This window comes from Paenarthrobacter sp. CCNWLY172, from assembly GCF_037402035.1.
Classification (GTDB): Bacteria; Actinomycetota; Actinomycetes; order Actinomycetales; family Micrococcaceae; genus Arthrobacter.
The window spans coordinates 57,178-81,379 of the sequence record NZ_JBBEGB010000016.1; the positions used below are offsets into that span (position 1 = coordinate 57,178).

At 62.7% G+C, this 24,202-nt stretch carries 18 protein-coding genes; 13 read left to right on the top strand and 5 right to left on the bottom strand.

Features of this window, described 5'->3' with window-relative positions; genetic code table 11:
- Nucleotides 1-12: 12 nt before the first annotated feature.
- From WBN73_RS19455 to purU, 5 genes are read left to right on the top strand one after another with little or no spacing between them, the layout of a single operon-like run.
- Nucleotides 13-429 (top strand): sarcosine oxidase subunit delta, encoded by a 417-nt coding sequence (locus WBN73_RS19455; RefSeq protein ID WP_280624293.1) that lies wholly within the window; start codon nucleotides 13-15, stop codon nucleotides 427-429.
- 2 nt (nucleotides 430-431) lie between these two features.
- Nucleotides 432-3,377, top strand: a complete 2,946-nt coding sequence (locus WBN73_RS19460) for a sarcosine oxidase subunit alpha family protein (protein WP_337341070.1) — start codon at nucleotides 432-434, stop codon at nucleotides 3,375-3,377.
- A complete protein-coding gene (locus WBN73_RS19465) occupies nucleotides 3,370-4,029 on the top strand; it encodes a sarcosine oxidase subunit gamma (RefSeq protein ID WP_337341071.1) in 660 nt (219 codons plus the stop codon). The genes WBN73_RS19460 and WBN73_RS19465 overlap by 8 nt, the downstream gene beginning before the upstream one ends.
- On the top strand, nucleotides 4,029-5,432 hold the full coding sequence (locus WBN73_RS19470) for an L-serine ammonia-lyase (RefSeq protein WP_280624300.1): 1,404 nt from the start codon (nucleotides 4,029-4,031) through the stop codon (nucleotides 5,430-5,432). The genes WBN73_RS19465 and WBN73_RS19470 overlap by 1 nt, the downstream gene beginning before the upstream one ends.
- Nucleotides 5,433-5,434: 2 nt before the next feature.
- A complete protein-coding gene (gene purU, locus WBN73_RS19475) occupies nucleotides 5,435-6,334 on the top strand; it encodes a formyltetrahydrofolate deformylase (RefSeq protein WP_337341072.1) in 900 nt (299 codons plus the stop codon).
- A 90-nt stretch (nucleotides 6,335-6,424) separates the two neighbouring features.
- Here purU and WBN73_RS19480 read toward each other — a convergent pair whose 3' ends face one another.
- The 3 genes from WBN73_RS19480 to WBN73_RS19490 all read right to left on the bottom strand — a co-directional run bounded on the left by WBN73_RS19480 (nucleotide 6,425) and on the right by WBN73_RS19490 (nucleotide 9,180).
- Nucleotides 6,425-6,928, bottom strand: a complete 504-nt coding sequence (locus WBN73_RS19480; RefSeq protein WP_280624304.1) for a DUF456 domain-containing protein — start codon at nucleotides 6,926-6,928, stop codon at nucleotides 6,425-6,427.
- A 171-nt stretch (nucleotides 6,929-7,099) separates the two neighbouring features.
- Nucleotides 7,100-8,290, bottom strand: a complete 1,191-nt coding sequence (locus WBN73_RS19485) for an NAD(P)-dependent malic enzyme (protein ID WP_207595290.1) — start codon at nucleotides 8,288-8,290, stop codon at nucleotides 7,100-7,102.
- A gap of 281 nt (nucleotides 8,291-8,571) precedes the next feature.
- Complete coding sequence (locus tag WBN73_RS19490) at nucleotides 8,572-9,180, bottom strand: TetR/AcrR family transcriptional regulator (RefSeq protein ID WP_207595291.1); 609 nt, start codon at nucleotides 9,178-9,180, stop codon at nucleotides 8,572-8,574.
- Between the two features lie 203 nt (nucleotides 9,181-9,383).
- On the opposite strand from WBN73_RS19490, the gene WBN73_RS19495 reads away from it, so the two are divergent.
- From WBN73_RS19495 to WBN73_RS19520, 6 genes are all read left to right on the top strand, one after another.
- A complete protein-coding gene (locus tag WBN73_RS19495) occupies nucleotides 9,384-10,511 on the top strand; it encodes an FG-GAP repeat domain-containing protein (protein ID WP_337341073.1) in 1,128 nt (375 codons plus the stop codon).
- 51 nt (nucleotides 10,512-10,562) lie between these two features.
- On the top strand, nucleotides 10,563-11,711 hold the full coding sequence (locus WBN73_RS19500; RefSeq protein WP_337341074.1) for an FG-GAP repeat domain-containing protein: 1,149 nt from the start codon (nucleotides 10,563-10,565) through the stop codon (nucleotides 11,709-11,711).
- A gap of 15 nt (nucleotides 11,712-11,726) precedes the next feature.
- Nucleotides 11,727-13,580 (top strand): FG-GAP-like repeat-containing protein, encoded by a 1,854-nt coding sequence (locus WBN73_RS19505; protein ID WP_337341075.1) that lies wholly within the window; start codon nucleotides 11,727-11,729, stop codon nucleotides 13,578-13,580.
- Between the two features lie 142 nt (nucleotides 13,581-13,722).
- On the top strand, nucleotides 13,723-15,006 hold the full coding sequence (locus tag WBN73_RS19510) for a VCBS repeat-containing protein (RefSeq protein WP_337341076.1): 1,284 nt from the start codon (nucleotides 13,723-13,725) through the stop codon (nucleotides 15,004-15,006).
- Between the two features lie 171 nt (nucleotides 15,007-15,177).
- A complete protein-coding gene (locus WBN73_RS19515) occupies nucleotides 15,178-16,350 on the top strand; it encodes an FG-GAP-like repeat-containing protein (protein WP_337341077.1) in 1,173 nt (390 codons plus the stop codon).
- Nucleotides 16,351-16,942: 592 nt separating this feature from the next.
- Nucleotides 16,943-18,250 carry an FG-GAP repeat domain-containing protein gene (locus tag WBN73_RS19520; RefSeq protein WP_337341078.1) on the top strand — a complete coding sequence of 436 codons (1,308 nt, stop codon included), beginning with the start codon at nucleotides 16,943-16,945 and terminating at the stop codon, nucleotides 18,248-18,250.
- A 2-nt stretch (nucleotides 18,251-18,252) separates the two neighbouring features.
- Here the strand turns inward: WBN73_RS19520 and WBN73_RS19525 are convergent, their stop codons facing one another.
- Entirely contained in the window at nucleotides 18,253-19,557 is a 1,305-nt protein-coding gene (locus WBN73_RS19525) for an MFS transporter (protein ID WP_207595299.1), read from the bottom strand.
- A 157-nt stretch (nucleotides 19,558-19,714) separates the two neighbouring features.
- Here WBN73_RS19525 and rraA point away from each other — a divergent pair, with 157 nt between their 5' ends.
- A complete protein-coding gene (gene rraA / locus WBN73_RS19530) occupies nucleotides 19,715-20,188 on the top strand; it encodes a ribonuclease E activity regulator RraA (RefSeq protein ID WP_207595300.1) in 474 nt (157 codons plus the stop codon).
- Between the two features lie 132 nt (nucleotides 20,189-20,320).
- Complete coding sequence (locus tag WBN73_RS19535; protein WP_337341079.1) at nucleotides 20,321-21,973, top strand: MDR family MFS transporter; 1,653 nt, start codon at nucleotides 20,321-20,323, stop codon at nucleotides 21,971-21,973.
- 164 nt (nucleotides 21,974-22,137) lie between these two features.
- Here the strand turns inward: WBN73_RS19535 and WBN73_RS19540 are convergent, their stop codons facing one another.
- Nucleotides 22,138-23,586 carry an aromatic amino acid lyase gene (locus WBN73_RS19540; protein WP_337341080.1) on the bottom strand — a complete coding sequence of 483 codons (1,449 nt, stop codon included), beginning with the start codon at nucleotides 23,584-23,586 and terminating at the stop codon, nucleotides 22,138-22,140.
- Between the last annotated feature and the right edge of the window lie 616 nt (nucleotides 23,587-24,202).

Sequence of the window (24,202 nt, forward strand, 5' to 3'; positions counted from 1 at the left end):
GACTGAAAAGACATGCTCCTCATTTCATGCCCCAACTGCGGGCCACGCGACGAAACCGAATTCCACTACGGCGGCCAAGCACACATCGCCTACCCGGAGAACCCGAACGACCTCACGGACCGCGAATGGGCTGAATACCTGTTCTACCGCGAGAACACCAAGGGCACCTTCGCCGAGCGCTGGGTCCACAGCACCGGCTGCCGCCAGTGGTTCAACATGCTCCGCGACACCGTGAGCTACGAAATCCACTCCATTTACGGGATGGGCCAGCCCCGCCCGGACCTCACAGTGAACAGCCCGAAGAGCGAACCGGACAAACCAGGGGAGTTCACCCAGTCCGGGGACTTCGGCCAGGCCGGCGAACCCGGGCTCGCCCCCGGAGCCACAGCCCCCACGGCAACCACCCCCATCTCCTCGGAAGGAGTCTAGAAGTGACCAACAAGAACGCACGCCTCGCCACCGGCGGACGCATCGATCGCAGCATCTCTTGGCGCTTCACCGTGGACGGCCAGGAATTCACCGGCCACCCTGGCGACACCATCGCTTCGGCGCTGCTCGCCAACGGCCACATCAACGCCGGCAACTCCCTCTACGAGGACCGCCCCCGCGGCATCATGGCCGCCGGCGTGGAAGAGTCCAATGCCTTGGTCAAGATCGCGCCCCGCTTCCGCGGACACGTTGCCGAGTCCATGCTTCCCGCCACCGCAGTGTCCTTGGTGGACGGCATGAACATTGAGCTCCTGTCCGGCCTTGGCAAGCTTGATCCCAACGAGGACAAGGCTGAGTACGACAAGAAGTATGTCCACACGGATGTCTTGGTCGTCGGCGGTGGCATCGCCGGCTTGGCAGCCGCCCGCGAAGCTGTCCGCACCGGTGCCCGAGTCATCCTGATCGACGACCAGCCCGAGCTCGGAGGCTCCCTGCTCTCCGGTTCCACCGCCCCGGAGCTGGCCGAACTGATCGAAGGCAAGCCGGCCCTGGAATGGGTTGCTGACGTCGAAGCCGAACTGGTTTCCGCCGGCGAATGCACGGTGCTGAACCGCACCACTGCTTTCGGTTCCTACGATTCCAACTACTTCATCGCAGCCCAGAACCGCACGGACCACCTCAGCGTCCCGGCAGCATCGGGTGTCTCGCGCCAGCGTATTTGGCACATCCGTGCCAAGCAGGTTGTCCTGGCTCCGGGCGCCCACGAGCGTCCGTTGGTGTTCGAGAACAACGACCGCCCCGGCATCATGCTCGCCTCGGCTGCCCGCACCTACCTGAACCGTTACGCCGTGGCGGCCGGTTCACGCGTGGTCATCACCACCACCAATGATTCCGCTTACGCACTTGCCGCAGACCTGAAGGCAGCAGGCGTGGCGGTTGCCGCCGTCGTCGATGCCCGTCCGCAGATCAGCGCAAAGGCAGCCGCCGCCGTCGAGTCCGGTATCCGGGTCCTGATCGGCAGCGCCGTGGCTGACACGTCGGCGGACGAGAATGGCCGCCTGAATGGCGTCACCGTCCGCAGCATTAACGACGACGGCGACCTCACCTCAGGCGTCGAACAGCTCGCTGCCGATTTGCTCGCCGTTTCCGGTGGTTGGAGCCCGGTGGTCCACCTTCACAGCCAGCGCCAGGGCAAGCTGCGTTGGGATGATGAGCTCGCTGCCTTCATTCCCACCAAGCCGGTCCGTGACCAGCAGGTGGTTGGCGCCGGCCGTGGCAGCTTTGAACTGCAGGACTGCCTGGCAGAAGGCATCTCGGCGGGAGCGGCAGCGTCCATCGCCGCTGGCTTCGAATCCGCCACCACCCCGGTGGAACTGCAGGCACCTGTGGCCAGCGCTCCAAGCCGCCAGCTCTGGCTGGTCCCCGGCCAAACCGGTGGGCCCGGCGAATGGCACCACCACTTCGTCGACTTCCAGCGCGACCAGTCCGTGGCCGATGTCCTCCGCTCCACCGGGGCCGGCATGCGCTCCGTGGAGCACGTCAAGCGGTACACCTCCATCAGCACGGCCAATGACCAGGGCAAGACCTCCGGCGTCAACGCAATCGGCGTCATCGCCGCGGCGCTGAAGTTCGGCGGAGCTGAGAACATTCCGGGCGTCGGCGAAATTGGCACCACCGCTTACCGTGCGCCGTTCACGCCGGTGGCCTTCGCAGCGTTGGCAGGCCGCCAGCGTGGCGAACTGTTCGACCCCGCCCGCGTCACCTCCATCCACCCGTGGCACGTTGCCCAGGGCGCACTGTTCGAAGATGTTGGACAGTGGAAGCGCCCCTGGTACTACCCGCAGGCCGGGGAAGACATGGACACGGCAGTCCTGCGTGAGTGCGCAGCGGTCCGCGACTCCGTGGGCTTCATGGACGCCACCACTTTGGGCAAGATCGAGATCCGTGGCAAGGACGCCGGCGAATTCCTGAACCGTGTGTACACCAATGCGTTCAAAAAGCTCGCCCCGGGATCCGCCCGCTACGGTGTCATGTGCACCTTGGACGGCATGATCTTCGACGACGGCGTAACCCTCCGCTTGGACGAGGACCGCTACTTCATGACCACCACCACCGGAGGCGCAGCCAAGGTGCTGGACTGGCTGGAAGAGTGGCACCAGACGGAGTGGCCGGAGCTCGATGTGGTCTGCACGTCCGTGACGGAGCAGTGGAGCACCATCGCCGTGGTTGGCCCGAAGTCCCGCGCAGTGATCGCCAAGGTTGCTCCCCAGCTCGCCGAAAACGGTGGCCTGGACGCTGAAGCCTTCCCGTTCATGACGTTCCGCGAGACCACTCTGGCCTCCGGAGTGCAGGCACGCGTTTGCCGTATCTCCTTCTCCGGCGAACTGGCCTACGAAATCAATATCCCGTCCTGGTACGGACTCAACACCTGGGAAGCTGTTGCTGCCGCAGGGGCGGAGTTCAACATCACCCCGTACGGCACCGAAACCATGCACGTGCTCCGCGCCGAAAAGGGCTACCCGATCGTTGGGCAGGACACCGACGGTACGGTCACCCCGCAGGACGCCGGCATGGACTGGATCGTCTCCAAAGCGAAGGACTTCATCGGCAAGCGCTCCTACCTTCGGCAGGACGCCAGCCGTGAGGACCGCAAGCACCTGGTGAGCGTCCTTCCCGTGGACCACTCGCTGAGGTTGCCGGAAGGTACGCAGCTGGTGGAAAAGGGCATCCCGGTCAACCCGGCCTCCGGACCCGTCCCCATGGAGGGTTTCGTGACCTCCAGCTACCACAGCGCCGCGCTGGGCCGTTCCTTCGCCCTGGCACTCATTCACAACGGCCGCAACCGCATCGGCGAGACCCTGGTGGCCTCGCTGGGAGACCAATTGGTGGACGTGGTTGTTGGCGAAACCGTACTTTTCGATGCTGAAGGGACCCGCAAAGATGGCTGAAACAGCAACACCAGCAGAAACCGCACACGTCGACCGCGTCCGGGGCGCCCGCCGCAGCCCGGCCGAGCACCTGGCTGAGGCCTTCATCTCCGGCTCCGTGCCGGGCACGGTGACGCTCACCGAAATCCCTTACCAGGCCATGGTGGGCATCCGGGTTCACCCAGCGTCCGACGCCGGTGCCCGCGTTGCGTCCGTGACCGGCGGCTTGCCTGCCACCTGCGGTGCAGTGACGGGCGGTGCGTTTTCAGACAAGGGTTCCGTCAACACCCTGTGGCTCGGCCCCACCGAGTTCCTGGTGGTAGCTCCGGAGGAAGCCCACGATTCGTTGGGTGGCTCCCTGGTCAGCGATCTGACCTCGGCGCTGGGTGGCGACGCCGGCCAGGTGGTGGACCTGTCCGCCAACCGCACCACGTTTGAGCTCTCCGGCAGCCACGCCCGCGCAGTGCTGGAGAAGACCTGCGCCTTGGACCTGCATCCACGGGTCTTCAAGGCCGGCACGGCTGTCTCCACTGAGCTCGCGCACATCCCGGTGATGCTCTGGAAGACCTCGGATGAGTCGTACCGGATCTTTCCCCGGGCCTCGTTTGCCGATTTCCTGGGACGCTGGCTCCTCGACGCCATGCGGGAGTACGCCTCGCCTGAGGTCCCCTGATGGCACTGAGTGTGCTTGATCTGTTTTCTGTTGGCATCGGACCGTCGTCTTCACACACGGTAGGCCCCATGCGCGCGGCAAAGCAGTTCACGGACGGTCTTGAATCGTCCGGCCAGCTTCCGGCTACGGTGCGCGTCCAGGCAGAGCTTTTCGGCTCCCTGGGCGCCACCGGCCGGGGCCATGGCTCAGACAAGGCCGTGGTGCTGGGGCTGCAAGGCCACTCCCCTGAAACCGTTAATACCCACACAGCCGATGACCAGGTTGCGGCCGCGGCACTCGACGCGGAATTGCACCTGGCCGGCAACCACCGGGTGGACTTCAACTGGGACGAGGACGTGGTCCTGCACCGCCGCAAGTCGTTGCCCGCCCACCCCAACGGGATGACCTTCCGGGCGCTGGACCACACGGGCACCGTACTCCGGGAACGCAGCTTCTACTCCATCGGGGGCGGCTTCGTAGTGGACGGTGACGTCTCCGGAGCCGACAAAGTGGTAGCCGATGACACCGTCCTGCCCTACCCCTTCACCACGGCAGATGAACTGCTGGCCATCTGCCTACGCGAAGGCAAGTCCATCTCGGACATCATGCTGGCCAACGAACTCGTGTGGCGTTCCGAGGAAGAACTCCGCGAACGGTTGCTGGGGATTTGGGCCGTCATGCAGGAGTGCGTGGACAACGGCTGCTCTGCCGAGGGAATCCTGCCGGGAGGGCTGAAGGTCAGGCGACGGGCGCCGTCGTTGTTCAAGACGCTTGCCGCCACTGACGCCGCCAACAAGGCCGACGGCGCTGCCTCCAATCCTTCGGACCCGCTGCTCGCCATGGAATGGGTCAACCTGTTCGCCCTGGCCGTGAACGAGGAAAACGCCGCGGGCGGCCGGATTGTCACCGCACCCACCAATGGTGCTGCCGGAATTGTCCCGGCCGTGCTGCACTACTACACCAAGTTTGTTCCGGGAGCCAACGACGACGGTGTCGTGCGGTTCCTGCTGGCGGCGGCCGCCGTCGGAATCCTGTTCAAAATCAACGCGTCCATTTCCGGTGCCGAGGTTGGCTGCCAGGGTGAGGTTGGCTCCGCCTGCTCCATGGCTGCCGCCGGCCTCTGCGAAGTCCTGGGCGGAACTCCTGGGCAAGTGGAAAATGCCGCCGAAGTGGGCATCGAACACAACCTGGGCCTCACCTGCGATCCCGTGGGCGGGCTGGTGCAGATCCCCTGCATCGAACGCAACGCGATCGCCAGCGTCAAAGCCATCAATGCCGCCCGCCTTGCCCTGCACGGCGACGGCAGCCACAAGGTGTCCCTCGACAAGGCCATCAAGACCATGCGCGAGACCGGCGCCGACATGAAATCCAAGTACAAGGAGACCTCCCGTGGAGGCCTCGCCGTCAACGTAGTGGAGTGCTAGCCATGACTGCCATCCAAACTGAAACTGCTGCCGCCGCCTCCCCGGAGACGACTGTTGAACACGTTCTCACCCTCGACTGCCCCGAAGGTCCGGGCATCGTGCACGCTGTGTCCGGCTTCCTGCTGGACCACGGCTGCGACATCATCGACAACAAGCAGTTCGGCGATCGTGCCGAGGGCCACTTCTTCATGCGCGTGCATTTCGCGTCCGACGGCGATGCCTCCACGGTTGATACCTTGCGGGAGGACTTCGCCCCGGTAGGTGATAAGTACAGCATGAACTGGCAGCTGCAGCCCCAAGGGTACAAGCGACGTGTGCTGATCATGGTCTCCAAGTTTGGGCACTGCCTGAACGACCTCCTGTTCCGCGCACGGATCGGCGAGCTGCCCATCGACGTGGTGGGCGTTGTGTCCAACCACACCGACCACCAGGGGTTGGCGGAGTGGCACGGGATCCCGTTCTTCCACGTTCCGGTCACCGCGGCTACCAAGCCGGACGCCGAGGGGCGCCTTCTGGAGATCATCGATGAACTGGACGTTGAACTCATTGTCCTGGCCCGCTACATGCAGGTGCTCAGTGATGATCTGGCCCGCAAACTGGATGGCCGCGCGATCAACATCCACCACTCGTTCCTGCCCAGCTTCAAGGGTGCCAAGCCCTATCACCAGGCATACGCGCGTGGTGTGAAAACTGTGGGTGCCACCGCCCACTACGTGAATGGTGAGTTGGATGAAGGTCCCATCATCGCCCAGCAGGTAGTGGAGGTGGACCACACGTTCGGGCCGGACGATCTCGTAGCCGCCGGCCGGGACACCGAATGCAAAGCCCTCAGCAACGCCGTTCGCTGGCACTGCGAGGGGCGGATCATCCTGAATGGGAACAGGACAATCGTGTTGAAGTAGGGCTTGCATACCCGATTCGACGGCTTGCTGCGTGACAGATGGTTCCAACCATCCAACCCGCAGCGGGCCGTCGAATTGGCGTTTAAGGGCTTAGCCGTTCACCGCGTTGATCCAAACGCCGATAATCCACGTGCTCGCCGCGGCACACGCCAACCCGAACTCCACGAGGATCCCGATGCCCGTTGCCTTGAGCGCGGCACCACTGGATCGGACGGCTGTACGGAAGTCCCGCGTCCGTTGGACTTCGCTGAGCAGCAGCCCTACGGCAAACCCCACAAAGAGCCCCACTACGGGAATGACGAACATGCCCACCACGCCCAGCACCACGCCGATGAGCACCGACCGGTTGGGGATGCCGTGTTGCTTGAGCTTCCGTCCCGTGAGCACGGCACTGGCGGCCATACCGGCCACCACAAACACCATGCCGATGGCGAAGATCACCCAGCCGAGTGGACCGGCGCCTCCCCAGATGGCCCAGGCCAGCAGGCTCGCACCGATGAGGATGCTGCCCGGGAGTACAGGAATGATGGTCCCGGCGACACCTACCGCAATGGCCAGGCCGCACAGGATGGTCACGATCAGTTCGGCGTTCATGCCCCTCAGTCTATGCACAGCAACGCGGGGTCACTTATGGCCCCTTGAGCGCGTCATGGCGGCACGTAAGTGACCCCGCGTTGCCCTTAACCACAAACGACGGCGACGCTCCCCAGCACGGGAGGCGTCGCCCTCGTCGGTCTTGCGGTTGAAACCGCGACCGGGTAACCGCTATTCAGCCACGGCGGCAGCAACTGCCGCGGTGACGGCCGGTGCCACGCGGGCATCCAGCGGGCTCGGCACGATGTAGTCCGCGGAAAGGTCTTCAGCGGCCAGCTCAGCGATGGCGTTGGCTGCGGCGATCTTCATGGCGGGCGTGATGCGGCGGGCCTTGGCATCGAGTGCACCACGGAAGATTCCGGGGAAGGCCAGAACGTTGTTGATCTGGTTCGGGAAGTCACTGCGACCGGTGGCAACAACGGCCGCGTACTTCTGGGCAACCTCGGGGAGAACTTCCGGGTCCGGGTTGGACAGCGCGAACACAATCGACTGATCGTTCATGAGCTTCAAGTGCTCTTCGTCCAACTTGGAGGAGGAGACGCCCACAAAGACGTCTGCGCCCGTCAGTCCCTCGCCCGGGCCGCCGGTGATGCCACGGGGGTTGGTGCGCTGGGCCATGCGGGCCTTGACGCTGCCGGGGTCTGCCGCAAGATCGGCACGGTCAGCGTTGACCACGCCCTTGGAGTCGAGCAGGATGACGTCCTTGATGCCAACAGCAAGAAGAATTTCGGCAATGGCGATGCCGGCGGCGCCCGCACCGGAAACAACAACCTTGAGCCCGGCCAGTTCGCGCTGAGTCACCTTAGCGGCGTTGGTCAGGGCTGCAAGAACCACGACGGCGGTGCCGTGCTGGTCGTCGTGCATGACCGGGCAGTCTAGGGCTTCGATGAGGCGCTCTTCGAGTTCGAAGCAGCGGGGAGCGGAGATGTCTTCAAGGTTCACGGCGCCGAAGCTGGGGCGCAAGCGGACCAGGGTCTCAATAATCTCGTCCACGTTGGTGGTGTTGAGGACCAGCGGGATGGAGTCGAGGTCCCCGAAGGACTTGAACAGGGCAGACTTGCCTTCCATGACCGGCAGGGAGGCGCTGGGGCCGATGTTGCCGAGGCCAAGGACCGCGGTGCCGTCGCTGACCACAACAACCAGGCGCTCGGCCCAGGTGTGGGTGCGGGCAAGCTCGGGGTTGGCGTGGATTGCGCGGCTGACCTGCGCGACTCCGGGGGTGTAGGCGATGGAAAGGTCGCGCTTGTTGTTCAGCGGCACGGTGCTGGAAATGGTCAGCTTGCCGCCTTCGTGGGCTGCGAAGATCTCTTCTTCGGTCAGTACCAGGGCGTCGTTGTCTGTAGCAATTGTCTCAATGGACACGTCTTTGTCTCCTCAGGCTAGCCGTGGACCCACGGCATGGTTCGGGCAGGAACAGAACTGCTGTAGCGGACCAAGGATGGCTGGTCCGGCGTTGCTTCTGCAGGTAGGGGGCTGCTAGCCGCTTCGGTGTTTCCAGCCTAGGGAGCCTGAGGAGGTACAAGATTCAATACCAAGAGAGACGATTCGAGAGTAAAACGTTCAACCAGCTCTAATTGTGATCCACGTCATGCGAAAAACCGTGTTCAGAAGCCCTGCTGGTCTAGACCAGAGTCCACATTCCGTCATTCTCCGGTCAACAGCGAGCAGGCTTTCTTCAGATCTTTTTCGGCTTCAAAGAGCGACAACCGTCGGCATCGAACGGCTTGGACAAGTCCACTAACGAGGTGGAGCAGGATCCTGGCACGCACGGAATCCTGGCCGGTGTCCTTGCTGAGCGAACCCACCACCTCCTCGGACAACGCATCGATCTCGCGCAGCAACTGTGCGGTGTCGTCGTCCTTGCCTGCAGGACGGATCAAGCAGTGCTCCACCCCCGGCTGCATGACCCTCAGATGGAAGATTTCCATCATCAAACCCGCGAGCGCGTGACCTTTACCTTCGCGGCGGCGGACGCCATCCCGGAGCTCCCGCAGCTGCTGCCTGTACACGGCCAGCATCAGGTGGGCTGTGGAGGGAAAGTAGCGGTACAGCGTGCCGAGCGGGATATCAGCCCTGGCCGCGACGTCGGAAAGGCTCAGCGTATCGAACTGCCTTTGGGCAAAACCCGCAGCAGTCTTCAGGATGCGGGCATAACGCAGCTGCTGCCGCGGGGTGGTGGGCGCGGCAGCCATACGGGGCAACCCCGTGGTCAGGTCAAGGGAATACGGTTCCAGTGAGTTTGAGGCGGGCATTTCCGGCGATCTCTTGGCAGGCTGACAAGGAAGCGGCCGGCTGGGGTCATAGACCCTCGGCTGGCCGATCGCATCAATGATACGGGAGCTATATGACCGTTTCCTGAGAGCTCTCCAGCCAAGAAAGCGCGCATGCCGCTCCCTGCCATTGGCGCTCCGCGCACATACACTGCAGGCAGGTCTGGATCACGGGAGGAACGCATATGGGGACATTTCGACGCCGGATGGCAGCAGCGCTGCTGACCGCAGCTGTAGCGGCCATGGCACTGAGTCCGCTCCCGGCGTCGGCCGCCCAAAGCAGCGGACCCGATCCCGTCCTCAGTGGAGAGGCGTTCGTCGGCGGCAAGCTCACCGTAGACATCGGCCCGTACACGTTCTACGGCTGCGGCGGCGGCAAGGGACCGGACTTCACCATCTACTGGACCAGGGACGGATTCCTGGTGGCTGGCGAGACAGCCCGGACTTACGCGCTGCAGCCCGACGACACCGGGGCCCGGATGGCCGCCCATGTCACCGCCAGCAAGACGGCCTGCAGCGGCGATTCCCTGCACAGCGACGAAACCAAACCCGTGGGCGCCGCCAACCGGGCGGCCGGGTTCACGGGCAGGAGCTACGAGTTGCTGGCCCGCGGCACCGACGGCGCCTTGCAACTCTACGGCCGCAAGGGAAGCGCATGGGAAGCGGCACGGACGGTGGGCTGGGGTTGGAACATCTTCAACCTGACCTTCTCGCCGGGCGACTTCAACGGCGACGGCAAGGGCGATGTGATCGCCAAGGACTCTGCAGGAACCCTGTATCTCTATGTCGGCGACGGAACCGGCGGATGGAAACCGGCACAGACCATTGGCAAGGGCTGGAACGTCTTCGACACGATCGTGAGCCCCGGAGACTTCAACGGCGATGGCCACAACGACGTCCTGGCCCGCGAACCCGGCGGCGCTCTTTACCTGTACCCGGGCAATGGTTCGGGGGGCTGGTTGGCGAGGACCGCCGTCGGGCAGGGCTGGCAGATGATGGATGCTCTGCTGACGCCGGGGGACTTCAACGGCGACGGCAACGTGGACGTACTGGCCCGGGACCGCAGCGGATATCTCTACTTCTACGGCGGCAACGGTGCCGGCGGATGGACGAGGTCATGGTTGATCGGGGTCGGCTGGAACGCGCTGAAAGCAGCGGGTGCCGCCGGGGACTTCGACAATGACGGTTTCAACGATGTTTATGGCGTCGATCAGCAGGGTCGATTGGTGATCTACTACGGCAACGGGCGCACCGGATGGCGCGGGTCTGAGATCGCCGGTCATGGTTGGAACGGATTCACAGCGATCTTCTAGAGAAAACCCCTGCGCGGTAGAATTAGCCCCATAAAGTCTGGGGAGGACATCATGAACGCACCAACGCGCCCTACGTCAGGTGTGCGCCGGGCGGTGGCTGGCATTGCAGCGGCGGTCGTCGCCGCACTCGCCTTCGCGCCGGCACCCGCCATGGCAACCATGGATCCCTCGAATCCCGTGGTTCACGGTGCGCCCTTTGTTGGCTCAACACTCACGCTTGAAATCGATCCTGCTTCCTACCGTGGCTGCGGCGCCGCTGCCGGCCCGGACTACGGCATTTACTGGACCCGCGACGGCGTTCGAGCCCAGGACCACTGGGCGTGGTGGACCTATACGCTCGATGAGTCAGATCGCGGCAAGACCATCGCAGCCCATGTCGTGGCCAGCCAGAATGGGTGCGAGCCGCTGGAAGTCTCCAGCGAAGAGACCGCCCCGATCTCCGCTTCCAACAGGGCGAACGGCTTCACCGGGCGCGGTGCTTTTGAGATACTCGCCCGCCGCACCGACGGCACCCTCATGATGTATCCGCGCGTCAACAACGCCTGGGAATCCGCCAGGACAGTGGGGCCGGGCTGGAACGGCTTCGGAACTGTGGTGTCCCCCGGCGACTTCAACGGCGACGGCGCCAACGACATCCTGGCCAAGAATTCGGCCGGCAATCTCTTCCTTTACGCGGGAACAGGCAACGGCGGTTTCCTCGCCGGGCGCCAGGTAGGCAGCGGCTGGAACGCCTTCAACTCGATCGTTTCCCCCGGCGACTTCAACGGCGACGGCACCAATGACCTCCTGGCCCGCGACGCCGGCGGCCTCCTCTACCTCTACCCGGGCAACGGAAACGGCGGCTGGCTTACCCGCTCCGTGGTGGGCAGCGGATGGAACGTGGTCAACAAGATCATCACCCCCGGCGACTTCAACGGCGACCACAACGTGGACATCCTGGCACGCGACGCAGCTGGAGCCCTGCGCCTGTATAAGGGCAACGGCGCGGGAGGCTGGGCCGGTATGACGGTGGTCGGCCAAGGGTGGGGCGGCATGGCTACCATCGGCGCGGCCGGCGACATTGACGGCAACGGCAACGTGGACGTCTACGCGGTGGACGGCTCCGGCCAACTGCTCGCCTACTACGGCGACGGCGACGGCGGCTGGAACGGCGCCGGTGCCATCGGTTGGGGCTGGGGCGGTTTCAACGCAGTCTTCTAAGACTTGGGGGATTTTATGACATTTCATTCTTCCGCCTTGGCTTCCGGACGTCCGCTGCGGCTGGGTTTCCACCTCCTTCTGGCCATTATCCTGTGCGCCGCCCTCGTCATCGCGGTTCCGCCGCCGGGTGCCAACGCAGCAGGACCGGCGCCGCTGCCTACCGTGGTGACGCGGACTTCACCCGCCACCGTGGTCCCCGGCAATACCATCTCCCTCTCCTTCACCCTGAGCGGGCCGGCCCGGGAAGTGGGATTCGCGTTCGTCAACGAGGACACGCTGGAGCAGGCAATTCTCTATGGACCCACCAGCGCGGCTCCGGGACCATACAGTGCGCAGGCCAAGGTGCCGGTCAACGGAAGCGCGTTCAAACGCACGGGCCGGTACAAACTCCTCAGCGTCAACATTGTGCTTCCTGCGGGGCAGGGATCCGTGCGCTACGGCCGTGACGGAAACATCCTCTTCCTGAGCCAAGGCCTCGACGCGCCAACGCAACGGCCCGGCGCCCTGGACGGCGTCGACTTCTCCGTCAACAACCCCAATTTCCCGCTCATCGACAACCCCAATACCAAAACACCAGTGGTGTCCGGAGTGGCCCGCTACGACCAAGTACTAACCACTGACAACGGCACCTGGACCTACCCGCCCACTGGCTTCGCCTACCAGTGGCTGCGGAACGGCCAACCCATCCCCGGCGCTACCGTCAACAGCTACCGGGTAGCCGAAGCCGACCTGGACCAGACCCTGTCCGTCCGCGTCACGGCCACCAGGGCAGGGTACCGGGCTGTGTCGGCATCCTCCCTGCCGCTCACCCCCACCTCCCCCATTACCGCAACTGCCCCGGCGCTCCAAGGCAAGCTGACCGTGGGAGAAAAACTCACGGGTGCTTTCAGCGAGGGCAGCGTCTCCACCGGGACGTCCGGCGGCGCCGTCAGCGTGCGGTACGAATGGGTGCGGAACGGTATCCCGATCAACGGGGCCACCGCCAAAACCTACACGCTGACCGCTGCCGACCGTGGCGCCGTCGTCGGCTTCCGCGCAGTGGTCCAGGCCGGCAATCCAGCCACGGCCACTCGCCCGTTCACGGTGTACAGCCGCACTGTGGTGCGGAACAAAGCCCACACAGCAGGTTTCGACGCCGGTGCCTCCTTGGACCTGTTCGCCCGGAACGCCGCGGCGAACCTTCTGCTCTACCCGACGGACGGCGCCGGACGATGGCAAGCGGCGAAGACCATCGGGTATGGCTGGGATGTTTTCGACCTCGTGTTCAACGCCGGCGACTTCAACGGCGACGGCTTCAACGACGTACTGGCCCGGGATGATGCCGGCACCCTGTTCCTCTATCCGGGCAACGGGACCGGCGGCTGGCTGCCGCGCAAGGAAGTCGGATGGGGCTGGGACATCTTTGACTCCGTCATCGCAGCCGGCGACTTCTCAGGGGACGGCGCCAACGACCTCCTGGCCCGCACCCCTTCAGGAGCTCTGGTCCTCTACCCCGGGAACGGCGTGGGCGGTTTCCGCTCCCCGGGCGCAGTCGGCCAAGGTTGGGATGTCCTCAGCCAGGTCTTCTCCCCCGGCGATTTCGACGGTGACGGCAACCCCGACGTCATGGGCCGCGACAATGCCGGGAACCTCCGTCTCTACGGCGGCAACGGCAGCGGCGGCTGGACCACTGCACGGTCCATCGGCACCGGCTGGAACGTCATGTCGCGCATCGGCGGCGCGGGAGACTTCAACGGCGATGGCTTCAACGATGTCTGGGCCATCGACGCCTCGGGCCAACTGAACATGTACTACGGCAGTGGCAGCGGCGGCTGGAAGGGCGCTGGCGTTGTTGGTTGGGGCTGGGGCGGATTCACTGCGGTTTTCTAAGCCGATTTTGGTTGAGTTTTGGGTTTGACTTGTCTTTTCCCTGAACTTTTGCCAGCAAATTCCCAGACTGTCGTTCCGCCGTTGTACTCTCAATTCACTTACACCCGCCGGCCAACTGGGACCGGCTTGATTTGGGGGAACAATGGGGATCACTCCTTTGCGCCGCGTGCGCAGTTGGCTGGCAGCAATAACAGGCAGCATCGTTTTGGTTGGCGGGCTGGGCTTGGCACCTGCAGCACAGGCTGACGACACCTTCGCACCGGTCCCGGTTGCTGTCTCCACGACGCCGGACTCCATCGCGTCCGGAGGACAAGCAACATCCAGGATTACGGTCCAGGCCTCGGGGCCTATCACCGACGTTTACGTGCTCTTCCGTAATACAGCCACTGGTAAGCTCCACACGCAGATGACCCAGGGCTCCTACAGTGCTGCCGACTCGACCTACTCGTTTGACGTGTTCTTCGCCCAAGGCACTCCGCCAGGAACGTATGTTGCACAATACCTGCAGATCCTCACCGCAGCCGGTCAGGAGTTGGGCTACTGGCGCGACGGTTCACTGATCCATAACCCAGGCAATCTGCCGGGCTCCGGCACTGCTGCGGTGGCTCTGGATGCTTTGGACTTCAATTACATGACGCCCGTGGACATCGACCGGCCCCACACCTCAGGCTCGTACCGCACGGAGTACTGGGATCCCTACACCATGAGCCTTTTCATCCGTGATTCCGCAGGCCGCCTGGGTCTCTTCCCCACTGGCGGCAACGGTACATGGAAGCAGGCCTATGAAGTTGGTTCGGGTTGGAACATTTTCAACCTGATGTTCTCCGCCGGAGACTTCAACAATGACGGCGAGAACGACGTCATCGCCCGCGACGGCGCCGGTTCCCTGTTCCTCTATCCCGCGGATGGTCAGGGCGGCTGGTACCCCCGTCAGCAGATTGGTTGGGGATGGGGCATCTTCAGCTCGATCTTCCCTGCTGCCGACTTCAGCGGTGACGGCAACAACGACCTCCTGGCCCGTAAGCCCTCTGGTGAGCTCGTCCTGTATCCCGGCAACGGACACGGCGGATTCCTTACTGCATCAACAGTTGGCTGGGGTTGGAACGGCATGACGTCCGTCTTCTCACCAGGCGACTTCAACGGTGACCACAAGCCCGACGTTCTGGCCCGCGACGCGGTAGGTAATCTGCGCTTTTATGGCGGTAACGGCTACGGAGGCTGGACCACCAGCAGCGTGATTGGCCAGGGTTGGAACGCCATCACCAAGCTGGGCGGAGCAGGAGACTTCGACGGCGACGGCGCCAACGATGTCTGGGGCATCGACACCTCCGGCCAGATGCGCATGTACTACGGCAACGGCTCGGGTGGTTGGAAGACCTCGGCCGTGGTCGGTTGGGGCTGGGGCGGCTTTAACGCAGTCTTCTAGAAGCTTTCGATACGTCATCCAGTAGGAGGCCCCGCTGATGGACGCGGGCGGGGTCCCCTCTGAATGTTTTCCAACTTATCTACCGCTGCCCGAGTCACGCAGCCTTTTTCCTGGAGGAACCCCTTGGAGACGAGTACTCCTATGCCAGCCGTTGCGCGCAAGCGACGACGTTTGTTTTCAGTCCTTGCCGCGTCCGTGGTGGCAGGTTTGCTCGTCACCTCGGCGCTGCCGGCAGAAGCGGCTGTGCCGGCGATTGGAGTGCCTGCGCGCTTGGTCTCTATGGCACCACCGAAGCTCATAGGAGATCCGACAGTCGGCGGACTGTTGAAAGCAGACGTCCCGTGGGCCAACCCGTCAGTATCGCCCGAAGGCGGAGCCCCATCCTTCTCCTTTTACTGGACACGGGACGGCCAAGTAATCCCCGGCGCGACAAACCAGACATACCGGGCAACAGCGGCGGATTATGGGCGAGCGGTCACAGCCTTCGCGACCGTAACGTATGATCCCGACTCTGCGGTTACGCTCCAAGCTACGGAGACACTCCGCATTGCTGCAAAGCCTCGCGCGCGGGGATTCAACAGCGACAACACCATGGACATCTTCGCCCGCGACGCGGCCGGGAGGTTATTGCTCTACCCGACGGACGGCCGGGGGCACTGGCAACCGGCGCAGGTCATCGGAACCGGGTGGAACGTCTTCAACCACATCTTCTCTCCTGGTGATTTCGATGGGGACGGCACAGTGGATGTCATGGCACGTGATTCCCAAGGACGGCTGCACCTCTATCAGGGAAACGGCAGCGGCGGTTGGAAGCGAGCAATCCAAGTCGGCCAGGGCTGGCAAGAATTCAACGCAATAGTGGGAGTCGGCGATTTCAATGGCGACGCCACAAACGACGTATTGGTCAAGGACAAGTCAAACAACGTCTTGCTGTACCCCGGGAACGGCAGCGGCGGATGGCTGCAGCCATACACTGCGGGGTGGGCATGGTGGCTCTACGACGTGATCGTGGGAGTGGGGCATTTCGGCGGAACGAGCAAGTTGGAAGTCGCCGGACGAAACGCATACGGCGGACTCCAGATATTCCAAACCCGTCGCGATGGATGGTTTATCAACTTCGCAGATACCGTTGGCTGGGGTTGGGGTGCCCTAAGCACGATAGGTTCCGCGGGCGATTTTAACGGCGACGAAAAGATTGACGTTTTCGGTATTGACCGCAGCGGCCAGCTGACCATGTATTACGGCAATGGCGCGGATTACTTGGCCAGCGGACTGCCCGGTAGCTTCTGGGCAGGCCAATCGACAGTCGGCTGGGGATGGGGCGGATTCACCGCCGTATTCTAAGCCGAACCATACCGCATTTTGGCTACTCAGCACCTCAATAGGAGATGTGAAGATGACGAATTCGCCAACCCGATCCCCAGGGCGCCATCTGCGTATCCTGGCATTGGTCCTGACGGTCATGCTGGCCGGACTTCTACAGCAGAGCCCAGCGGCTGAGGCGTCTCCGTTGGAGGCACAAGCATCAGGCGTAAATTCCTACGTTTGGCCGCCAGACCCGGCCTTCTTGACTCTGGCAGCGGCAGCCACTGCCCCGATTCCGGTGACCGGCGAGATGCGCTTGAACTTCACGGTCGCCCGTCCGGCAATTCGTCTTAGTGTTGTGATGGTCGACCCATCTCAAGCCACAGAGATATTCCTATCCTGGAAGCAGCCGCTTGGCGGTGAAGCGCAGGTGTCAGGGGCGGCAGTACGTTCTGTCCAGGCAAGCGACGCAGAAGGAAAATACACACTGCGACAAGCCAACGTTCACTTCGCCGACGGTTCAAATGCCACCATACGGCCAAAGAAATTTGGAGCGAGCTCACCGGCAACGGATGACTTTCCTCAAGCTGCTTTTGACGTCAGCAACCCGGGCCTGAGACTTCAGCCAAATGTGAACCTGACTCCCGCCCACGTTGAGGGCTCCCCCGAAACCGGTATTTGGGCGAAAGCCAACCTTGGCTCGTGGAAAGGGGGAGTATCACATGCCGACTATCAGTGGGTGCGGGATGGCGTGGACCACGAAAGAAAGACCTACGATTATGACTTTTCCTCCTTTGACGTCGGCTCACTGATTTCCTTCAGAGCGGTGGTGTATGCGCCCGGCTACCTGCCCACAGCGATTGCTTCAAAAGCGGTGGGGCCCATCATTCAGCCACGGCGCCCGAAAGTACTGGGCGAAGGAGCAGTTGGTTCTATTCTCCGAACCGACTTCAACCTCGCCGAAGTGGCTGTACCGTCCGGGGCAAGTCCAGTTGTCACGTACCGGTGGGTGGGACCTCCCTATGCGGAGCGCCCTGGCGGTGCGACGTATCGTCCAACCCCGCAGGACCAAGCCCACGGCTACTCCGAGCACTACGTCGCCGCTGAGGTCACTGTTTCTTCCGGCTGGGACACCTTGCGGCTTGTAACCAGCGAATGGAAGGAAAATATCAAGGATTCCCACTGGTCCAGTGGTTTCGACGGCGATGGAACAACGGATGTTCTGGCCCGCGACCGGTCCGGCATCCTTAGCATGTATCCCACGTCAGCCCAGGGCGGGTGGTTGGCGCCACGTGCGATCGGGCAGGGTTGGTCTGAGATGACGTCCATCTTCAAGGCAGGCGATCTTGACCGCGATGGTAAGAACGATGTCGTGGCCAGAGACGCCGCGGGCCGCCTGTTCCTATACCCGGGAAACGGCCAAGGCGGCTGGCTCCAGCAGCGGCAAATCGGCACTGGCTGGAATGTCTTCAACACCATTTTTGCGGCAACCAGCACGACCATGGACGGTGGCCACAGCGGCATCTACGGCCGCGACGCCAACGGAACTCTCTGGCACTTCGCCAGTTACAGCGGTGGTGGCCTGACCTACGGCGGGTACCCGGTGGGAACTGGCTGGAACATGTTCAACACAATCTTCCCTGCCGGAGACTTCAATGGCGATGGCGTCGAGGACCTGATGGGCCGAACACCCTCCGGACTGCTCTACAGCTACCGGCTGAATGGTGACAAGATCGACCAACGCCAGGTCATCGGTGTTGGGTGGCAGGTCATGGCCAGAGTTGGCGCTGCCGGTGATTTCAACTCAGACGGTCATCAGGACGTTTATGGCATCGACTATTCCGGCCGAATGCACATGTACTACGGAAACGGGGCCGGTGGCTGGAAAGGGTCCGCCGTCGTCGGGTGGGGCTGGGGTGGCTTTACTGCCGTCCTCTAGGCCTAGTCAACGCTCTTGATCTTCACCACAAACACCGCTCCCAGGAGCCCAATGACCGCAGCGGCGACGTACAGCGAGACGTAGCCGCCCCAGTAAAGGACAAACGGAGAGGCGATCAACGGGGCGATCACCTGCGGTAAAGAGTTGGCAATGTTGATAACGCCCAAGTCCCGGCCGCGGTCCATTCCCGTGGGAAGGACCTGCGTGATGAGGGCGAAGTCGACGGCGAGGTAGGCTCCAAACCCGATCCCCAACACCACTGCACCGGCAAGCCCGCCGATCCACGTTGGTGCGAAGGCGAGGATCAGCGAGGCCAGCGCAATGATGACCGACGACGCGATCACCAGTGGCTTCCGTTTGCCCATCTTGTCGCTCAGCCGGCCACCAAGCACGCTGGTAATGATGACCGAGACCGCGTACAGCCCGGTGAGAATGAGGACACCAAAGGAGGGATCGATTCCCTCAGTTTCCTTGAGCCGCACAGCATCACTCAGGAAAAACAACAAATACAACGTGACCATGTGGTTGCCTGTACTTACCAGCAGACGGGTCAGCCAAGCCCACGCGAAATCCGGATACCGTTTGGGCGAGACCCAGAAGCCCTTGAGGAAGTCTGCCAGATTGAAGGGCGGGCGCTCAGTTGGTGGAAGCTGCTGATCGTCATTCTTGAAAAGGTAAAGCACGACGCCGGCCAGCAACGCCGCAGCGCACAGCCAGTACCCGGCCGCAAAGTTCCCAACGACGACCGCTGCGATCACCGCGCCGATCAAAATGCCTACTGTCTGTCCCATGGCGGCGAGTCCGCCTACAGTTCCGCGCTGTGGCACCGGGACGCGGTCAGGTACGGCGGCCGTAATAGCGGCGTACATGGCGTTGGCTCCGGCCTGCACAAGGCACCAAAGCAAAGTCATTGCTGCAACGTTGGGAGCACCGGCCAAAGCAACGAGCGCAACAGCTCCCAGGATGGCGCCCATCAGGACCCAAGGAACACGGCGACCAAACCGGGACGTCGTGCGGTCGCTGAACGCCCCGAAAAGTGGATTTGCCACCATGGAAACGGCCGCTCCACAGCCAGTGACCAAGGCAAGGATCGCTTCTTTCTGGCCTTCATCAAAGTGGGCTGCCTGCAGCCCCAGGAGCACTTGGAGGGGGCCAAAGAACGCTGCGTTGATGCCGAGGTTGACCAGCACAACGCCGGTAACCCAGATCGGCCTTACCCTGGCAACAGGTTCGGCAAGCGCCGTGGTGTTTCCACCGCGGACGATTGCAGGATCCGGCACAGGACCCGGCAGGTCAGACAAGCTCATGGCAGGTTCCCCCTCATTGAATGTTTGGATTCAGCCTAGCGCGGCGAAGCGACACTGAACCGCCGTTAAGCCCTTTATCCACATAGGCCGCTGCCAGCGCTGCTTTAGCCCCCTCGCGAGCGCTAGTGTGGCCTCACAGCAATCGAGGAGAAGCACTGTGAGCAAGCAAATAAATACGGCCGATCTCTACGACGAGCGCGGCGAGGAACTGGAGTCCATAGCCGTTCAGTTCCTCAATCTGGGAGGCCAAACCCATTTCAGTGGGCCGGTCCGCACTATCCGGTGCTTTGAGGATAATGCGCTGGTGAAAACGGTCCTCAACACACCCGGTGAGGGTGCCGTGCTGGTCATTGATGGCCAGGCATCTCTGCGGACGGCACTCATGGGAGACCTCATTGCCGCGAGCGCTGTGGCCAACGGCTGGTCCGGTGTGGTGATCAATGGTGCCATCAGGGACCGGGAGGCCATCGCCCGCCTGCCCCTTGGCGTCAAGGCACTTGGGAGCAACCCGAAGAAGAGCGCCAAGACGGGAGTTGGCGAAGTGGACGTAGAGCTGGTGATCGATCGCGTCCGCATCCAACCCGGCGTGATGATCTACTGTGACCCGGACGGCATCCTGATCGAGCGCTGACTCTTCGGTGGGGCCCGACTTAGAGCAAAAGTGGAAGAAATATTCTCCCGGCGGGAATCAACTTGGTCGTAAGATAGTTACTGAAAGCAACTATCCTGCTTAATCCACTTTTCTGCCACCTCTGGAGAAGATATGTCCAAAACCACGCCCGTCCGGGCCGCCGGCGAGGTTCTGACCCACCGTCAGACACTCACCGTCATGGTGGGACTCATGCTCGGCATGTTCCTGTCCTCGTTGGACCAGACCATCGTGTCCACGTCCATCTACACCATTGCGAACGATCTCGACGGCCTCTCGCTTCAGGCCTGGGCCACTACCGCATACCTCATCACCTCAACGGTGAGCACGCCCCTGTATGGCAAGCTCAGCGACATCTTCGGTCGCCGCCCGCTCTACCTCGTGGCCATCGTGATCTTCCTGGTGGGGTCTTTGTACGCGGGATCCGTCCACTCCATGACGGAGCTTGCCATCGCCCGTGGCATCCAAGGCCTGGGAGCCGGTGGCTTGCTGGCTTTGGCGCTGACCATCATCGGCGACATCGTGGCGTTGAAGGACAGAGCCAAATATCAGGGCTATTTCATGTCCGTCTTTGGCATTTCCTCCGTACTGGGCCCTGTGATCGGTGGAGCCTTCGCCGGCACGTCCAATATTCTGGGCTTCGACGGCTGGCGCTGGGTCTTCTTCATCAACTTGCCCATTGGGCTGGCCGCTCTTGTGGTGGTCTTCATGTATCTGCATCTGCCTGCGAGGCACGTAAAGCAGAAGATCGATTATTGGGGTGCTGCCGCTATCACGCTGGCCATTGTGCCGCTGCTGCTGGTAGCAGAACAGGGCCGCGTGTGGGGTTGGGCGTCGGCTGCGTCCTGGCTCTGCTACGGCCTTGGCGTCATCGGCATCGTGGCGTTCCTGCTCGCAGAGAAGCGGGCGGGTGACTACGCGCTCATTCCGCTGCGTCTCTTCAAGAACATGACGTTCGGTCTGTCATCGCTGCTGAACTTCATTATCGGCATTGGCATGTTCGGTGCCATCGCCATGCTGCCAATGTACTTGCAGTTGGTAAAGGGCCTCACACCCACCGAGGCCGGCCTGATGATGATCACGTTTACCGTGGGCATCCTGTTCGGTTCCATTTCGGCCGGCCGCACCATCTCATCGTCCGGCATCTACAGGATCTTCCCGATCATGGGCACAGCCATCCTGGCAGGCGCTGCCACCGTCATGGGCTTGGTGCTCGGCGTCGATACCGGTTTATGGGTACCGGGCCTGATCGCCGTGTTCTTCGGCGTGGGACTGGGATTCTGCATGCAGCCGCTCACCCTCGCCATGCAGGTCTCCGTTCCGCCCAAGGACATGGGCGTGGGCACGTCCACGGCCGCCTTCTTCCGTTCGATGGGTGGCGCAGTAGGCACTGCCGTGTTCATCTCCATGCTGTTCAGCGTCGCGGCCGACAAGATCGCCGACGGTATGAAGACCGCTGCTTCCAGCCCGGACTACCAAGCGGTCATGAAGGACCCGGCTGTGGCATCCGACCCCGCCAACGCCAAGCTGTTCGACTTCTTCAAGAACGGCGCCAACAATGAGTCCTTGAACGACACCAGTTGGCTCCACACTGCCAACAGCACGCTGACCAGGCCCATCACCGAGGGCTTTGCCCAGGCGATAGATATCGTCATGCTCACGGCAGCCGGACTCATGCTCATCGCGTTCCTGATCAGCTTCGCGCTGCCCAACAAGAAGCTCACCGACCCGAAGGCTGCAGCCAAAGAATCGGTGCCCGCACACTAATTGCCGGCTCATCACGAGTTGGTCGGTCACGAGTTGGTCGGTCACGAGTTGGTCGGTCACGAGTTGGTCGGTCACGAGTTGGTCCGCGAAGAACGGCAGGCAGTCCTCGGACTGCCTGCCGTTTTCCTTGAGCTACCGGATTCGTCTACTCCGGTCGATTGCTTCTAGTGCGAAGCCCTCATGATCTCGATGGCCTGCTCCAGATCCCCGCGGAGGTCGCGGTCCTCCACCTCGGAGGGCAGAGTGAAACCCGCCCGCATCATGGCGCGCAGGCGGCCGCTGGCAAACTCTTCGGGCCGCCGCCCCTGCAGGCGAAGAGCCCGTGAAGCGCACACAAGCTCGCTGGCGGCGACAGTGGCGAGTGCGTCCGCCGTCGACTCCAACCGCGCTGTGGCGACGCTTGCAAAGCTGGCATCCTCCTCAGCGCCTAGCGAGAGCACCACGGTCTGCAGGCTAACCGGTTGGGCGTCGGCACGAATCCGGCCGACGGCGGCCGCGGCCACATATTCGAGCATCATCAGCCCTGACTGACCTGAACCGTCCTCAGCCAGGAACGGGTGCAGGCCCGTGTATTTGGGGTCGCACAGGAGGTCGATCCTCCGCAAGTGGGTTGCACACGCCGCGCCGATAGCCAGTTGCAACGCGTCCACCCGGCGGGCGAGGTTGGTCATTTGGAAGAGCCCGTGGTGGGCCACATCATTGCTGCCGTCGGACGGCGAGCCGTGTACGAGCGGATTCTCATGTCCTGCTGTGACAAGGCGACTCAGCAGAGCACCCAAGGCCTTGAGTTCCTCTGTTTGGGACCCGAAGACCTGCGGCAGCGTCCTCAAGCAATAGGGATCTTGGATCCGGGCTGGCTGGCCGCTGCCTTGGACCATTGAATGAAGAGTGTGTGCGGCATCGGCTACGGCGGACGTGTCCGCCGCTGCCGCCACGGCCGGACTCAGAGCTTCGGAATTGCCGGACATCGCAATGAACGAGAGTGCGGCCACCGACGCTGCGTTGTCCAAAAGCGTCGACAGTTTTTGTTGCGCCAGGACCCCTTGAGCAATGGTCAGCGCACTGGAACTGATGAAGGGCAGGGCATCAGCCGTGGCCCACCCCTTAAGGCGAACCGGAACCTCACCCCTGCCCAAGGGGGGACGTTCGCCCAGCATCGTCAGCGCCGTTCCGGCTAGTGCCTGCAGGTCCGCAGTTCCGATTCCACCGAACTCCCGGATTTCAGGAACCACGTCGGAGTTGATGAGTTCCACCAAGGCTTCGGCAATGACGGGGTTGATTCCAGATCCACCGGCCGCCAGCTGGCTGAGCCTGACCACCAACATCGCCCGGACGGTCCTGCAGGCAAGAGGCTTGCCGGCGTCTACAGCGTGGCTGCGCAGAAGCTTCAGTCCGTGAGTGTCCCCGCCGTCGGCTTCCATCAGGGAAACCGCGCGGTTCGCTCCGACGCCGGTGGAGCGGCCATAGACGGGACGCTGCAGCGCCGTAGCTTCCGCAGACTTCCGCGATTCATCCATTCGGACCATGGCTTCCGGAGCCAAGGTGACGTCCTCGCCGTCGGCTACTGCGGCGACGTCAGCCAAGTCCAGTGTCAAGCCATCGATCACGATCATGAACCGATCCTTTCTCTTCAGTTGCGTGGGCTCATCAGCCTCGTGCACTAATCAGTTTCCGGCGCAGTGCAGTAGAAGCAGTCCTCCGGACAAGATAACTGGGTTTCTCCTACGCCTGTATTGGCTCGGTACGGGTATTCCTCCCGATCCCGAACATGAATCCCGGCATCAGACTGGAGGGCCAGAGGCGAAAGTTGTGCTGTCATCGTCCACCAGGGGTCAGATGAAACCCATCCCCTGCGTGAAAAAGCTTCCGAATCCCAGTACTGGAAAGGACCCAAAGAATGGTTCCATCGGCGGTCCTGTCAGCGACAATCCCCCGAAACGGATGGTGGCCCTGTTTTGTCATGGTCACCGGTGCTCCGATAGCGGCTGATGCCCACACCGCCGGGCTTTGCCTGTCCATGGTGCGTCTCCTCGCTCTCAGAAAGTGTGTTTGGACTTTGCATACAAGCTGATGCTTGCGGTTTGTCCCAGGGCGGCCGCGCAAAATGCTGTGCATAGCCGCCCTGGGATTCCTGCGAGATCCTGCTAGCGCGTGCCTACTTCTCGTTCATGGGGATGCGGACGCCGCGTTCGTTGGCGACGTCGATGGCGCGGTCGTAGCCGGCGTCGA

What these genes read in the sequence shown, in the direction of transcription:
- WBN73_RS19465 (WP_337341071.1), top strand. Translation starts at nt 3,370, where the DNA reads ATGGCTGAAACAGCAACACCAGCAGAAACCGCACACGTCGACCGCGTC.
- WBN73_RS19505 (WP_337341075.1), top strand. Translation starts at nt 11,727, where the DNA reads ATGACATTTCATTCTTCCGCCTTGGCTTCCGGACGTCCGCTGCGGCTG.
- WBN73_RS19500 (WP_337341074.1), top strand. Translation starts at nt 10,563, where the DNA reads ATGAACGCACCAACGCGCCCTACGTCAGGTGTGCGCCGGGCGGTGGCT.
- WBN73_RS19535 (WP_337341079.1), top strand. Translation starts at nt 20,321, where the DNA reads ATGTCCAAAACCACGCCCGTCCGGGCCGCCGGCGAGGTTCTGACCCAC.
- WBN73_RS19540 (WP_337341080.1), bottom strand. Translation starts at nt 23,586, where the DNA reads ATGATCGTGATCGATGGCTTGACACTGGACTTGGCTGACGTCGCCGCA.
- WBN73_RS19495 (WP_337341073.1), top strand. Translation starts at nt 9,384, where the DNA reads ATGGGGACATTTCGACGCCGGATGGCAGCAGCGCTGCTGACCGCAGCT.
- purU (WP_337341072.1), top strand. Translation starts at nt 5,435, where the DNA reads ATGACTGCCATCCAAACTGAAACTGCTGCCGCCGCCTCCCCGGAGACG.
- WBN73_RS19480 (WP_280624304.1), bottom strand. Translation starts at nt 6,928, where the DNA reads ATGAACGCCGAACTGATCGTGACCATCCTGTGCGGCCTGGCCATTGCG.
- WBN73_RS19470 (WP_280624300.1), top strand. Translation starts at nt 4,029, where the DNA reads ATGGCACTGAGTGTGCTTGATCTGTTTTCTGTTGGCATCGGACCGTCG.
- WBN73_RS19455 (WP_280624293.1), top strand. Translation starts at nt 13, where the DNA reads ATGCTCCTCATTTCATGCCCCAACTGCGGGCCACGCGACGAAACCGAA.
- WBN73_RS19525 (WP_207595299.1), bottom strand. Translation starts at nt 19,557, where the DNA reads ATGAGCTTGTCTGACCTGCCGGGTCCTGTGCCGGATCCTGCAATCGTC.
- WBN73_RS19490 (WP_207595291.1), bottom strand. Translation starts at nt 9,180, where the DNA reads ATGCCCGCCTCAAACTCACTGGAACCGTATTCCCTTGACCTGACCACG.
- WBN73_RS19510 (WP_337341076.1), top strand. Translation starts at nt 13,723, where the DNA reads ATGGGGATCACTCCTTTGCGCCGCGTGCGCAGTTGGCTGGCAGCAATA.